Source organism: Planctomycetota bacterium, assembly GCA_039182125.1.
GTDB lineage: Bacteria > Planctomycetota > Phycisphaerae > Tepidisphaerales > Tepidisphaeraceae > JBCDCH01.
Window position 1 is genome coordinate 1 of the sequence record JBCDCH010000037.1, and the last position, 14391, is coordinate 14391.

Sequence of the window (14391 nt, forward strand, 5' to 3'; positions counted from 1 at the left end):
GTAGCCAGCCTTCGAATAAGACGGTCTTGAGCGCTTTGCACAGCTCCGACTCGTCGATCTCCACCTTGCTGGAGTACACCCGCGGCGGCAAGCCTACACGACGGGGCTTCAAGAAGGGCATTTTCACCACGCTGAGCTACTTCATGGCCCACGAGACCCACCACCGCGGCCGGGTGCTTCTTACGCTCAAGGTCAGCGGCAACACGCTCGACAAGAAGACCCAAATGGCGATCTGGGGATGGGATCAGATCTGAAGGCGATGGCCGGGCTGCGGGGTGAGTGTTGCCTCGCGGGTCAACACCCATCACCGCTTCTCGCGGAACTCGTACGGCGTGGCGTGCTCGACGTGTTCGAGGAAGTCAGCTTTGTAAGCCGCGGCGATTGCCGGCTTGCCCTTGATGACCAGCAGGTTCTCCGCGTTGTCTTTCTCGGCGGCTTCGCTGAAGTTGAAGCTCCCGGTGATGACCGTCGCATCATCGACGATGATGACCTTGTTGTGCTGGATCTTGTGGGCCGTGTCTACCAGCGTCGTGATGCCCGCGTTGTCGAAGTACCTCGCGTCCGAGTACCCGGCTTGCGCTCCGTCGACGTCGACAACGATTGTCACGGTGACGCCCCGCTCGTGCGCGTTGCTGAGTGCCGCGGCAATGGGCTTGCTAGTTAGGCGATAGGCCAGCACGTCGACACTTTCGGCCGCGCCGTTGATCTCTTTCACGATTGCGGCCGTGCAGCCGCCGTGTGGCGAAAAGAGCACGGCTACCCCGTCCTCGGTGGCCGACTTCTCTGCGGCCCGCATCTCGGCTTGCCGCTGCTCAATGAACTCTTTCATCCGCCGATCGCGTTCTCGCTTCTCGGCTTCCTCGCGTTTGCGTTGCTCCTCCGCCTGCCGGCGCTCCTCCGCACGTTGACGGTCTCGCTCAGCCTGGCCGTCCGATCGCTGGCCGAAGCTGTTGCCCGGCGTCCGCGGCGGACTGGCGGTACCCGGCCGGCACACGCTACAGGTGCCGCCTTGCTTCGCGCAGTGCTTGCACCCAGTGCAGTTCTTACACGCCGAGCACGCACCACCGTTGCACCCACGGGCGGCGGCGGTCGGCTCAAGCGGTGCGGGAGCCGCGGCGAACAGCAACAATGTCAGCACGACGATGAGGTGCCTTCCCATTCGGAAAAGTGTCGACGCCGACCCCTCCCGGTGCAAGTGCCTGAAAAGGCGATAGCCCGCCGTGGTCACAGTCGATCCAGCAAGCCATGCAACAACTGGCCGGCGATGCCGCCAACCGTGGCGATGACGAACGCGATCAAGATGGCCTGTTGCAGCGTGTCCATGACTGCGGTTATCCCGCATGACCGTCGTCGTTGCAAACGTCTGCACCGACCCGCGCAGCAAAACGCCCCGGCAAGCCGCAGGGTGCGACCGGCCGGGGCGGGAACCAAGGGTACTAGGAGCTCGACGTCGGGATTCCCGAATCGTCGGTCACCAAGTGTGCGACGTCAGGCTTTTTGCCGTAGCGATCGATGTAAGTAGGCGCAGCCGCCGCGGCACCTACCACACATGCAACGAGACCGAGAGCTGCAACCTCAAAAAGCACAGCGGAGGCAGCCAAGACTAAAGCAACCGCCAGCGCAGGGATTCCTAACGCTCGGAGGAGCTTTGTGGTGCTCTTCTTGATCATCATAACCGTCATATCGCACATCCTAGCGTGCTCTTGAGTGAAAAATCGAGGGGAAAATCAAAAAATCCGCCGAAATTCGCTTGACAAATTTCGTGTTATTATTTTGTTCACTGCCTACACAGGTAGCTCATCCAAATAAGCAATGAAAGTCCAAGCAACGTCCCTAGGACGAGACGCTTTGAAAGCTTTTGCTCTGGCTCGCAAAGCTCCTTTCGGTCCTGAACGTCTGACAAGAGGACAAAATAGAACACGAGGCAGAGGAAGCATGCCACGAACACTGATGTACCGGACGGGCCAGCAGGGGCAACTGCACCAGCAGCCGGCGCCGGAGAAGAAACAGCCCGAAAAAGGCTGGGCAGACCCAGCCCGAGACTGGCAATGCACAAATCTGGGCCGGCATAGAAATAGCATGGGTACCAATGCCGGACACCGGAAAGCAATTTCCTGACGATGGTGGTAATGACCAAAATGCCTGCAGGGATCCCGCATGTCGCGACGTATGGCCGCCAATCAATGCTGTTGAAGAGTGTAATCCAGTCGCCCATCCCGGCTCATGGTGTGTACGCAATATCTGGTGTCAAGCGGGGAAATCTTCCATTTCAGCCCCTAAATGGGGGTTTTTGCCGCAAAATGCCCCCGCACTGAGAGCTAGGGTGGACACCCTATTTGACACCCAAACCGTGCGCAACAGTGCGCAGCTATGCGCGGCGGTGCCGAGTAACCCCGACGCCCGAACACACATAAACCCCAGCGTGTGCTGGGGTTTATGCGCCGCAATGCGCGACAATGCGTTTCGGTGCCGGTTAGGCGTTTGCATGGAGCTACCGGGATTTGAACCCGGAATACCACCATGCCATGGTGGCGTGATCCCATTTCACTATAGCCCCGGTGGGGATTTCGTCGCAGCAGCACTGCGGCGGGTCAGGATCATAGGTCGGCTCTCGACGGCGTCAATGGCCAGTTTTCCCGGCTCACACGGCCGCGGCTTCCATCGGGGGATGGGCGGCGTCGTTGGGGCGACGGCCGGGAAGGCGGATGGCCACCAGGGTCAGGTCGTCTTCGTGCTCGACACTACCCGCGAAGCGGTCCACCGCCGCCACCGCCCCGTCGGCCAGGGCACGTGGATCGTCGACATCGATGGGCAGATCCCTGACGAACTTGTCCAGATCGTACCGCTCACCGGCGTCGTTGGCCGCCTCGATGACGCCGTCGGTGTAGATGATCATCGACCGACAATCGTTGGACAGGTCATGCACGGTCGTGGGGAAGTCCAAGTCGTCATCGACACCGAGAACGAGCTGCGCGTCGATTTCGAGTTCGTGGTAGCGGCGGGTGCCGGTGGCGTTGTCGCCTGCCCCGTCCAAATCGCAGACCAGCGGCGCGTGGTGGCCGGCGGAGGCGATCTCGATGGTCTCGGCCTGCGTGTCGATCGCGCACAGGAGCATCGTGACGAACTGACCGCCGTAGACCTGGGTGCAGAGTTGCGTGTTGACCTCGGCCATGCATTTGCCGACGTCGCCGCCGATGTCGGGGCGGGCCATGGTGGTGCGGACGAGCAACTGCGTGGTGGCCATGAGGAACGCCGCCGCCATGCCGTGGCCGGTGACGTCGCCGATGACGATGATCACGCGGCCGTCACCCAATTCGAACCAGTTGTAGAAGTCGCCGGAGATGTGGCTGGCCGGCGTGTTGACGGCGGCGATTTCGATGCCGGCGATCTCGGCGTCGGCTTGGGGAAGCCATTTGAGTTGGATGCCGCGAGCCTGGTCGAGCTCTTCCTCGACGCGCTGCAGTTCGCGGTCGAGCATCTCGGTGCGCAGGCGTTCGAGCTTGCCCCGGCCGCGGATGGCCGTCACCGCCGTCGAAAGCAGGATCGCCACCATCGCCACAACGACGAACAGCGCCCAGAGGACGGTCCCGCCGAAGGTCTCGCGCACCACCGAGTCGACCCCCGCCAAGTCGCGGGTCATTGCCAGCGACCACACCTGATCCCCCACGCGGACCGGGTAAATCGTGATCATCGCCCCGGGCATGGTTTCGCCGCCAAGGCTCACCGGCTCGCGGACGACCGAGCCGAAGATCGCCCCGCCCTGGCGCGCCTGAGCGAAGAGTCGTTCGACCTCGCCGCTCTTGGTCGCCGAGAGGAAGTTCATCCCCTTGAGCTCGGGGTCGGCCGCATCGAGGATGATGCCCTGATCGTTGATCAGCGACGCACCGATCGCACCGTCAGCGCTGATGGGCTGGAGGAACCGCTGTCGCAACTCCGCGAGACGCACCAGCGAGATCAGGTGGTAGCGTTGATCGCTGCCGGCCGGGACGGCGACGAGCGAGAACGTTTCTTCAGTGCCGGGCAAGCGCAACGGCGAGGTCACGCGCGGCTCGTCGATCCCTTCGAGCTGCGGGGCCGCCCTGTCGATCAGGCCGCGGATCTGTGCCGAGCGCCCGAACCGTTCGGGAAACACGCGCAGAAACCGGTCGGTCACCGTGTCCATCACGATCAGGCCGGAGGTGCGGTCCTGTAACTGCAACCACATCGGGCTGCTCAGTGCAAAGACCTCGGCCCGGTCGGTGGCGGCCTGGGGAGCGCGATCACGCAGCCGCCCGGGGATCACCGGCCGGCCCTCCTCTTCGGCACGCCGGAGCAGATTCAGGTTTTCGGAAATGCCAGCGAAGAAATCTTCGAGCCCGGCGGCGGTCTGGCGGGCGATGAGGTTTTGCCGCGTGAGCGTGTCCTCCTCGGCCTGGAGGCGCGCGGTCAGATACACCTGCCGAGCGCCCAGCGTCACCACGCCCACCACGACGATCAACAAGATCACGTGAAGTGCGAGGATGCGGCGGACATAGCGGCGGGTGTCTTGGTCCATCGAAATACGGCTCGTCGCCTAAGATGCTAACGGAAGCGACACCGTTCCGCAGCGGCAGGCCCGCCCGGGGTTTCAGGAATATGGCCGACTAGCCCGTCTGGTCGCTTTTCTGCCCGGCAGTTACGCCGCGAGGGCACGGGTGGAAACTTTCCGCACCCCGCTCATTTGCTCCATGTCGGTCCGCTCCACGCCGATCGCGTATCCGCCGTGGTCCTCGATCTGCATCCGCCAAGCCACCCGGACCGGTCGCATGTCCACCCGTTGGGTCACGCCGGATTTTCCGTCGGCGACGTGCAGGAAGAGCTCCGCTCCGGGTTTGGCCGAGAACGTCGGCGGTACGACGAGCCGGAAACCACCCGACGACACATCGCGTACCCGGCACGGGTAGAACCGGGCCGATCGCTCATCGCAGAGCTTGGCCGGCAGGTCGGCCGCGTGCCGCGCACCGCCATCTCGACGGTCGCTCACCGGGGACGATGGGAAGAGGTCCATGGACACGCACTGGGAGTATCGGCAAGCGAGCCGGGGGACTTTCATTCCGCGTGTCGCGGCTACGATCCCCGACCCATGGCCTACAACCACACGACGGTCGAGCAGAAATGGCAAGCCTACTGGGACGAGCACGGCACCGACGCCGCCCTTGATCCCGAGCAGGCCAACGGTGCGCCCGGCGTGTATGTCCTGGACATGTTTCCCTACCCGTCCGGGGCGGGCCTGCACGTGGGCCATGTCGAGAACTACGCGGCCACCGACATCTACAGCCGCTACCTCCGCATGCGCGGCTACAACGTCATGCACCCCACCGGCTTCGACGCCTTCGGCCTGCCCGCCGAGCAATACGCCATCAAGACCGGCAACCACCCCGCCGAGTTCACCCAGAAAAACATCCAGCACTTCATCGCCCAGACCAAACGCGTGGGCTTTTCCTACGACTGGGACCGCGTGGTCGACACGACCGAACCGAAGTACTTCAAGTGGACGCAGTGGATGTTCCTGCAGCTCTACAACAGCTACTTCGACCCGATCGACAACAAGGCAAAGCCGATCGAGGAACTGCGCAACGCCCTGCTCGCGGACAACCTCGTGATCGCGCCCGACGGGTCGCTCGTGGAGAACCCGACGCAGGAAGGCATGGAAGCGATCAGCGGCGTGGGGCATCTGTTCACGCGTTTCACCGAACTGCCCGAGGACCAACAGCGGACCGTCATCGACGACCATCGCCTGGCGTACATCGCCGAGGTCCCGGTGAACTGGTGCCCGAAGCTCGGCACGGTGCTGGCCAACGAGGAAGTCATCGACGGCAAGAGCGAAGTGGGTGGCTTCCCCGTCGAACGCCGGCCGCTCAAGCAGTGGATGCTGCGCATCACCGCCTACGCCGACCGGCTGCTTTCGGACCTGGACACGCTCGAATGGAGCGAGTCGCTCAAAACGATGCAGCGCGAGTGGATCGGCCGCAGCGAAGGCGCGGTCGTCGACTTCGACGTCGCCGGCGAACGGCCCGACGGAGCGACGATCAGCGTGTTCACCACCCGCCCGGACACGCTCTTCGGCGCGACCTACATGGTGCTCGCCCCCGAGCATCCACTGGTGGATCGGATCACCACGCCCGAGCAGAAAGCCGCCGTCGACGCGTACGTCAAGGAAGCCGCCGGCAAGAGCGAACGCGACCGCCAGACCGAGACCAAAACCAAGACCGGCGTCTTCACCGGCGTCCACGCGGTCAACCCCGTCAACGGCCACGAGATCCCGATCTACGTCGCCGACTACGTACTCATGGGCTACGGCACCGGCGCGATCATGGCTGTGCCCGCCCACGACCAGCGCGACTTCGAGTTCGCCACGCAGTTCGAGTTGCCGATCGTGCAGGTCGTCAAAGCGCCCGACAACTTCGACGCCGCCACGGCCGCCTACACCGGCGACGGCGTCGCGATCAACTCGCAGTTCCTCAACGGCAAGACCGTCGATGCCGCGAAGTCTGCGATGATCGACTGGCTGGAAGAGAACGATCACGGCCGACGGCGGGTGCAGTACAAGCTGCGTGATTGGCTCTTCTCACGTCAACGCTACTGGGGCGAGCCGTTCCCGATCGTGTACGACGAACTCGGCAACCACCACGCCCTGCCCGAGTCGCACCTGCCCGTCGAGCTGCCGACACTGGAGGACTTCGAGCCCACCGGCGACCCGGCCGGCCCGCTGGTCAAAGCGAAGGACTGGCTCGACGTCGAGATCGACGGCAAGACCTATCGCCGCGAGACCAACACGATGCCGCAGTGGGCGGGCTCGTGCTGGTACTACCTGCGCTTCCTCGACCCGCACAACGACGAGACGTTCGCGACCAAGGAGAAGCAGGACTACTGGATGCCCGTCGACCTCTACGTCGGCGGCGTCGAGCACGCGGTCCTGCACCTGCTCTACGCGCGGTTCTGGCACAAAGTCCTCTTCGACCTCGGCCACGTCACCACCGCCGAGCCGTTCAAGCGGCTGGTCAACCAGGGGCTGATCCTCGGCGAGATGGAGTACCACCGCTTCGACGTGAGCGTCGATGAACTCAAGGACGTCAAGGAAGAAGCCTCCGACGGCGGCAAGCAGTTCGTCGGCTACCGCAAGGACAACGGCGAGCGCATGATCGCAACGCGCATCGACGCCGACGACGTCGACAAGGTCGGCAGCGACCACGTGCTCAAGTCCGACCCGAACCACAAGATCGACGCACGCAGCTTCAAGATGTCCAAGTCGCGCGGCAACGTCGCCGACCCCGACGTCATCATCCGTGAGTACGGTGCCGACGCCCTGCGGCTTTACGTCATGTACCTCGGCCCGCTCGAACAGCAGAAGCCGTGGAACACCCGCGACATCATCGGAATGACGCGCTTCCTCCGCAGCGTCCACCGCAATCTCGTCGGCGACGAGGAGAACAACGTCACCGCGACGATCGAGAAGACCGACGTCCCCGACGAACTCGACCGGCAACTCCACAAGGCGACCGCGAAAGTTCAGGACGACCTGGAGCATCTCCGCTTCAACACCGCCATCGCGGAGTTGATCAAACTCAACAACGCTTTCGGCAAGCTGGATGTCATTCCCCACGCCGCGGCGGAGCGGTTCGTGAAGCTGCTCGCCCCCTTCGCGCCCCACCTGGCCGAGGAGCTTTACCGTGCGCTGGGCTTCACCGAGACCGTCACCCGCGCGCCGTGGCCGAGCTACGACAAAGCCAAACTCAAGGACGCGAGCATCGAGATCCCGGTGCAGGTGCTGGGCAAACTGCGGGACAAGATCACCATCGACGCCGAAGCCGGCAAGGATGCGACACTCGCTGCCGCCCGCGGGGCCGAGAAGGTCGCCCCGCTGCTCGAAGGCAAGACGGTCGTGAAGGAGATCTACGTCCCGGGGCGGCTGGTGAATTTTGTGGTGAAGTGATCCCCCTCGACGGCGTAGTGGCCGGGCTACTGTCTCCACTTCACCCATCAGCACTCCCACTTCAACTCCCCAATATGCCCGTAGAAATCGAAGCCAAGATGCGTGCCCCGGACCTCGACGCGGCCCGCGGCAAACTCCGGGACGCCGGCGCGACCCGCCTCGGCGAGGTCATGGAGACCAACATGTTCTTCGACACCGAGGACCGTGAACTCACCGCCGGCGACAACGGCCTGCGCCTGCGCCGCAAGAAGACCGAGAACGGCACCGAGAAGTTCGTCGTCACCTTCAAGGGGCCACGCATCAACAGCGAGATCAAGCAGCGCGAGGAGTTGGAGTTTGGCGTCACCGACGGCCCGGCCTCGCGAAAGCTCTTCGAAAAGCTCGGGTTCAAGATGATGCTCTGCTTCGAGAAGCTCCGCGAATCGTGGACCTTCGCCGGCTGCACCGTCGAACTCGACACCCTCCCGCACATCGGCACCTTCGTCGAGATCGAGGGACCCGACGAGCAAACCGTGCTCGACACCCGCAGCAAACTTGGCTTCGACGACCTGCCCCTGGTCAACGTCGCCTACAGCGCGATGGTCCACGACCACCTGCGGGAAACCGAGCCCGGCAAAAGAGAACTCGTCTTCGAATAGCTTGTCTCGGTTCAGGACTTTTGCTGGTGGACCCACACGGCACGGTCGTGGATCTTGTCGGTCGGCGGGCGATCGAAGATGAAATCGTCGAGTTTGATCACGCCGGACTGACCGCCCACCTCGTACGCCATCCGGCTCACGCCCTTCTTTTCCCAACGCTCGTCGTCGATGTCCGTGATCGCCGAGAGGGGCACGGGCGGATGGCCGGCGACGTGCAAGGTGTCGTTCTCGTCGAGCCGAACCTCACTGCGGGCGGCCCACAACGTCCAGCCGATCAGCGCCAACCCACCGACCGGGAGTAGGAAGCCGAGCAGGATCTGCGCCCGGATGCTCGTGTCGGAGTGGCGGTCGCCCAGCTCGCGCAGTTCCAGGCGATATGCATCCTCCGCGTCCGTGTCCAAGTCAAGCTTCGCCTGATCAGCCAGCTCGTTGAGTTCGTCGATGCGCTCGTTCTCGGCCGGGTAGCCGATGAACCCGTCATAAGCGAACCAACCCCCGCCGGCGATGAGCAGCAGGCCGAAGACGATCCACTTCCCGTTGAAGAACCTGTTGGGCTTGGCCGTGATCGGGCCGCCTTCGGGGATGACGTTTTCCTCCTCGGTAGCCTCGCCCTCGTCGGACGGTTCGGCCGGCGCTTGTTCGGGCGCTTGATCCCGTGGCTCGTCCGTCGTGGCGTCGGTCTTGGCTGCGTCCGTGTCCTGGTCGGTCATGTCACTACCCGGGGTTGCCCGGTCGGTACCGGGAGGCTGAAGTCTGTGGGCCACATCCCGCAGCGATGCCACGACGGCGTCCGCGAGCGGATCACCGGCATCGCCCAGCCGGCGGGCCATGTCCGACGCCGTCCGAATCGCCCGTTGCACCTCTGCATCGGTCAAATCGTCGGCCGGCATCGCACCGCAAAGCTACCCCAACTTCCGCCGATCGGCCACCATCGCATCCCGGAATCCCCGACCATCGAGCGTCCGTCTTGAATCCGCCGCCGATGCCCTCCTATCCTGCCCTTCCCACACGGCTCCGTAGCTCAGCCCGGTTAGAGCGGGGGATTCATAAGCCCTAGGTCACTGGTTCAAATCCAGTCGGAGCCACTTTCAGCCGGACATCTTTTCGAGCCAATCGCTGCGTACGCCGCCATCGGCCGAGGCAAGGTGTTGTCGCAGACCGGGGTAAGCGGCATCGACCTGTGATCCGGCCGCGAAAGTATGGTGGGCGAGGTAAAACGTCCCGCCTAGCTCCAGCACCGCATCAAGTATGTCGCGGAACGTGTCCCGGGCTAAAGCGATACTCATTAGCGTTTGATCGATGTGCTGGTTGAACACGACGCACGCGTATCGACCCCGCGCCCACGGCAAGCGCGTCACGGTATCGGGCTCGATGAGGCGGACGTTGCCATAGATGATGTTCGCCCCGCGCCGACGCACGATCGCCGCCATCACGCCGAGCAAAACCGACAACGACTCACGCGGCACGAACATCTCCGAGAGTACTTCAGACCCAGGCGGCGCTCCGATCGCCGACTCGACATGACGGTGGTAGTGCTCGTCATACTCGGCGACCTGCCAGGCGTCGTTCCAGTTCACCGCCCCCGACGCGGTCAACATCTGTTGGCGGTAAAGCGCCCACGCTCTGGGCTTGTCGACGTGCGCCAGGGTCGCCAACTGGGTGAAGTTCCCCGCACCGACTGATCGAACCGGGTCGGCATCGTCAGCCGCCTCATAGGTCACGAGCAGACCTCGCTTCAAGAAGTCGGCGGAGGTGTCGTCGACATTGTACTGAAAATCGCCGTGGGTCGCACCGCGCGCCGCAGCTTCGTCGAGGCGTGCGACCGCTTCATCGATCGGCACGACTTCCACACGCAGCATCTGCTTCACCCGCGGCACCAGCTTGAGCGTCACCGCGGTCATAACACCAAAGAGCCCGTAACCACCGATCACGCGCGCGAAACGATCGGCGTTTTCAATGCGCGAGCAGCGCACGAGCTTGCCATCGATCAGAACGTCGATCGACTCGATGTCGTCAACGATCGGTGGTGCGGTGAGGCACCGACCGTGAGCGTTGACCGCGAGCGTGCCGCCCAACGTCACGCGTTGCGCACCGCTTTGTTTCTGCCGAATCGCCCAGCCAGGCGCGTCGGCGTTAATCGCCTCCATCAGCGCGGTCCAACGGATGCCGGCCTGGACGGTGATCGTGCCGCGTTCTGGATTGACGACGACAACGTCGTCGAGCTTGCGCGTATCGAGCAAGCGCCCCATTGTGAGAAAGGGCTGCCCACCCGCGCAGTAGCGCCCGCCGCCGACGCTGACGTTGCCTTTCGACAACACATCGGCCACCGCGTCGACCGTGGCCGGCTCGACCACCTCGCGCATTGCCGTTCGGCTGATCTGCGCGTGAACGTCGTTGACGACCACACCGGCGGAAGTTCGACGGCGATCCGTTTCGACACGCGAGCAACCGCAAACCGTAAACGCCGCCGCAGCAACCATCGCGTCACGTCGACTGATAGGTTTGCCCGCCATCACGGCGAGGGTACCGTCGGGCATGCCCACCGTCACGCTTCCACACGACGACGCCGAACGTTGGCCCGTTCTCACCGATGAAGACGAGTCCGCGGTGCTCGAAATCCTGCGTGATGGCGACCTCACCACCCACCCGGTCACCCAGGCGCTCGAAGCCGATTACCGAAACTACTTTGGAACCACCCACGCACTCGCGCACTGCAACGGCACCACCGCGCTGATGGCGGCGTTCTTTGCATTGGACTTGCAGTCCGGCGACGAGGTGATCGTCCCAAGCGCGACGTGGTGGTCCAGCGCGCTGCCGATGCTCTGGCTCGGGGCGCTGCCCATCTTTACCGATTGCGAATCCGATCGGCTGGGGCTTTGCCCGAGCGACGTCGAAGCAAAGATCACACCACGCACCAAGGCAATCGTCGTCGTGCACCTATGGGGCATGCCCGCACGGATGACGGAACTGCTCGATATCGCCAAACGCCACGGACTGGCCGTCATCGAGGACGCGTCACACGCTCATGGCGCTCGCTGGAACGATCGGCCCGTCGGCACGCTCGGCGACATCGGCGTCTTCAGCCTTCACGGCCACAAACTCGCGCCCGCCGGCGAAGGCGGCATGTTGCTGACCGACAACAACGCGTTCTTCGAACGGGCCACACTCTTGGGCGACGTCAACCGCGTCTACCAACTCGACAGCCCCGCCAAACGCTTCGCCGCGACCGGCTTCGGGATCAAGACCCGCATGGCACCGCTCTGTGCCGCGGTCGGACGCGTCCAGTTGAAACACCTCGACACCCGCAACGCCGAGCGTAACGCCAACATCATGTATCTCGCCCAACGCCTCGAACCGCTGGGCATTCATACGTTCCAGTCACCGTCACACGTTGAGCGGGTTTACTTCGAGTTCCTCACGCTCAACAACACGTCAATTCAAACGCAAACGCTCATCGAGCGTCTGCAGGAAGAAGGCTGTCACGTCCGCACGGGGCGCTATCCGCTGTTGCACCAACAACCGTTCTTCACCGAGGGCCACTGGGCGCACATCGCCCGGCTCCCCCAAAGCATCACGCCACCGGATTACACGCAAATCCGGCTTCCGAAAATCGAAGGTCTCATCGACAAGGGCCTTGCGCTCCCGAGCTTCCACCGCTGCGAAAAAGGGCTGCTCGACCAGTATGCCACAGCGTTCGAGAAGGTGATTGAATAGCTGCGGTTCTCAAAACAAAAGCGGCCGACGTTTGCTCTGAAACGTCGGCCGCTCGGTTGTTGGGTGCAAGCTTTACTTGCGGCGACGCATCAGACCCAGGCCCGCGAGGCCGAGCAGGCCAAGGCTGGCCGGCTCGGGGATGGTCGCCTCGACCAGCGCGACGGCCGCGTCGAGGTCGGCATCTTCGAAGTCGATGCCTTCCTCGCCAACACCGAACACGACGAACGTCGGTTCGCTATCAAGGACCGACGGGTCGGTGGTGATGACGTCGAACTCAAGCACGTAGACGCCGCCGGCCGGGGCCAACAGATCGCCGCTGGTGTCGTCGATGCCACCGAAGATGCTGATGACGTAGTGACGGTGCCAGCGACCCGGGCCCGTCTCATCGCTGGGGCTGCTGCCGTCGAAGACGGGCAGAAGCAGGTCCGTGCTGGCAACCGGCTCGGTGGTGCGAGCCAAAGCGGACGGGCTGGAGAAGAAGAACTGGACGCCGGTCCCATCCGGCACGGTGGTGAACGCGTCAGCGATGGGGTCGTAGCCGACGAAGTTATCGCTCAGCACGCTCGGCGTGAAGATGTCGAGCCCGACCTCGCTGCCGATGGCGAACGTGTTGTCGGGCGAGTCGAAGCCGGGAGTGTTGCCGGTGGGAACAGACACACCGGGGGGCAGCGGGCTGAAGACGGGATCGAACTCGCCGAGTCCTTCGGTCTCCAGTTCGGAGACGAAAACCCGCTCGGTCGGGCCGGTAAAGTCACCCGAACCTTCGGCGGTCAGGGTCGTTTCGATCTGGCCGGCGGAGTTGAGCCGCAGGCCGATATCGCCTTCCTCGCCAGCGAAAGCGATGGCGGGAAGTGCCACGGCACCAGCCGCGACGAAAAGGAAAGATTTCTTGGAAGATAGCATTTTGGTCTCCGGAAGAGAGAGTTGGTCGGCACTACACCCGGGCCACATCGGCCTTGGGCAACGCAGACGCCGATCGAATCGGCTCATGCACGACGAAACTTGGACTCATCCGTGCTGGTCGAGCATGAGCGCTTGAACAGAAGTCGGCACGGATGCGTCGAACGGAATCAGCGTGCGGTCGCCGGATTGAAGTTGTTGATGAACTTGTACCGATCCGCCAGCGAAGGTGCCGAGGGATCGAACTCGGTCCCGATCCAAAGATCACGGAAGGTGGTGACCTCGGCGTGGCCGTCGACGAAGCTGTAGGCACTTCGGGCCTGCCAGTCGCCGACTTCGCCGCCGTGGGCGTTCATCTGGATCTCTTTGCTCGCATTGAACGGTGCACCGTCCTCGAAGCCGGGCACGCCCCACGATTCACTATGCGGGTGGTCCGCCGCGGCGAAAGCACCCGTGTAGGCCATGATGAGGAAATGCACCGTGGCCGAGCTTTGCTTGACCTGTGTAATGCGACGGTAGAGCGGCGCGCCCGACTCATCGGTCACCAGACCGGTGAGGTAGGTGTTGATGCCGTAGCTCGTGCGACGCCAGACCGGCTCACCATCATCCTCGCGAACGGGAAGACCTTCGCCTTCCCAGTGCGGACTGAAGTCCAGCGGCGAGCGAAGCAACACCGTGGTCGTGAAGTACGGACGCATGGTGTTGATCCATGCCCCCTGCTCGTCGGCATGGCCGGTGCCGTCGTCAGGGACGGTCGACTGTGCCGGGTCGAACAGTGTGGGCGCGGCAGTGGATGCACCACTATGCCCCAAGCCTGGTTGCACGAAGTAGCCGCCATTCTCACTGACATACATGGTGTGAGCGATCGCGAGTTGCCGCATGTTCGACAAACACTTGACCGACTTGCTGGCATTCCTGGCCGCTTGCAGCGACGGCAACAAAATCGCGATGAGTAGTGCGATGATGCCGATGACAACAAGAAGCTCCACGAGCGTGAAGGCTTGGCGCCCTCGCTGGTTACCTGCGTAAAAATTCATAGAACGATCCTGACGGATGCAAAGTGGTGAGTGACACCACGTGCGGGGATTGCTTGAGAAAAAGAAAAACAAAAGCGACCGCCGTCAGGACATCGGCGGGCCGCGAGCATCCGCAGGAATGGGCGCGGCGGCAGAGAAGACAAGGCGACCA

Annotated in this window: 11 protein-coding genes and 2 tRNA genes; 5 read left to right on the forward strand and 8 right to left on the reverse strand. The window is 63.4% G+C overall.

Annotation, left to right across the window (positions count from 1 at the left end):
• A partial coding sequence (locus AAGD32_10845; GenBank protein ID MEM8874742.1) for a hypothetical protein occupies positions 1–254 on the forward strand: 254 nt, incomplete at its 5' end.
• Positions 255–304: 50 nt separating this feature from the next.
• On the opposite strand, the gene AAGD32_10850 is transcribed toward AAGD32_10845, so the two are convergent.
• The 4 genes from AAGD32_10850 to AAGD32_10865 form a co-directional block, all read right to left on the reverse strand.
• Positions 305–1159 (reverse strand): phospholipase D-like domain-containing protein, encoded by an 855-nt coding sequence (locus AAGD32_10850; protein ID MEM8874743.1) that lies wholly within the window; start codon positions 1157–1159, stop codon positions 305–307.
• Between the two features lie 1327 nt (positions 1160–2486).
• Positions 2487–2557, reverse strand: a tRNA-Ala gene (locus AAGD32_10855).
• A gap of 84 nt (positions 2558–2641) precedes the next feature.
• Positions 2642–4534, reverse strand: a complete 1893-nt coding sequence (locus AAGD32_10860) for a SpoIIE family protein phosphatase (protein ID MEM8874744.1) — start codon at positions 4532–4534, stop codon at positions 2642–2644.
• A gap of 120 nt (positions 4535–4654) precedes the next feature.
• Positions 4655–5002: a PilZ domain-containing protein gene (locus AAGD32_10865; GenBank protein MEM8874745.1), complete on the reverse strand. Its 348-nt coding sequence runs from the start codon at positions 5000–5002 to the stop codon at positions 4655–4657.
• A gap of 99 nt (positions 5003–5101) precedes the next feature.
• On the opposite strand from AAGD32_10865, the gene leuS reads away from it, so the two are divergent.
• On the forward strand, positions 5102–7951 hold the full coding sequence (gene leuS, locus AAGD32_10870) for a leucine--tRNA ligase (GenBank protein MEM8874746.1): 2850 nt from the start codon (positions 5102–5104) through the stop codon (positions 7949–7951).
• A gap of 74 nt (positions 7952–8025) precedes the next feature.
• The gene (gene cyaB / locus AAGD32_10875) at positions 8026–8589 is read left to right on the forward strand and encodes a class IV adenylate cyclase (protein MEM8874747.1); all 564 of its coding nucleotides are present in this window, start codon (positions 8026–8028) and stop codon (positions 8587–8589) included.
• An 11-nt stretch (positions 8590–8600) separates the two neighbouring features.
• Here cyaB and AAGD32_10880 read toward each other — a convergent pair whose 3' ends face one another.
• Entirely contained in the window at positions 8601–9479 is an 879-nt protein-coding gene (locus AAGD32_10880; GenBank protein ID MEM8874748.1) for a hypothetical protein, read from the reverse strand.
• A 120-nt stretch (positions 9480–9599) separates the two neighbouring features.
• Here AAGD32_10880 and AAGD32_10885 point away from each other — a divergent pair.
• A tRNA-Met gene (locus AAGD32_10885) sits at positions 9600–9674 on the forward strand.
• A gap of 3 nt (positions 9675–9677) precedes the next feature.
• Here the strand turns inward: AAGD32_10885 and AAGD32_10890 are convergent.
• Positions 9678–11126, reverse strand: a complete 1449-nt coding sequence (locus AAGD32_10890) for an FAD-binding oxidoreductase (GenBank protein MEM8874749.1) — start codon at positions 11124–11126, stop codon at positions 9678–9680.
• Here AAGD32_10890 and AAGD32_10895 point away from each other — a divergent pair.
• Positions 11125–12303, forward strand: coding sequence for a DegT/DnrJ/EryC1/StrS family aminotransferase (locus AAGD32_10895; protein MEM8874750.1), 1179 nt, complete (start codon positions 11125–11127; stop codon positions 12301–12303). The two genes, AAGD32_10890 and AAGD32_10895, sit on opposite strands and share 2 nt — an antisense overlap.
• A gap of 72 nt (positions 12304–12375) precedes the next feature.
• Here AAGD32_10895 and AAGD32_10900 read toward each other — a convergent pair whose 3' ends face one another.
• Together AAGD32_10900 and AAGD32_10905 are read right to left on the reverse strand one after the other, a co-directional pair.
• Complete coding sequence (locus tag AAGD32_10900) at positions 12376–13161, reverse strand: PEP-CTERM sorting domain-containing protein (protein MEM8874751.1); 786 nt, start codon at positions 13159–13161, stop codon at positions 12376–12378.
• A gap of 212 nt (positions 13162–13373) precedes the next feature.
• On the reverse strand, positions 13374–14240 hold the full coding sequence (locus tag AAGD32_10905; protein MEM8874752.1) for a prepilin-type N-terminal cleavage/methylation domain-containing protein: 867 nt from the start codon (positions 14238–14240) through the stop codon (positions 13374–13376).
• Between the last annotated feature and the right edge of the window lie 151 nt (positions 14241–14391).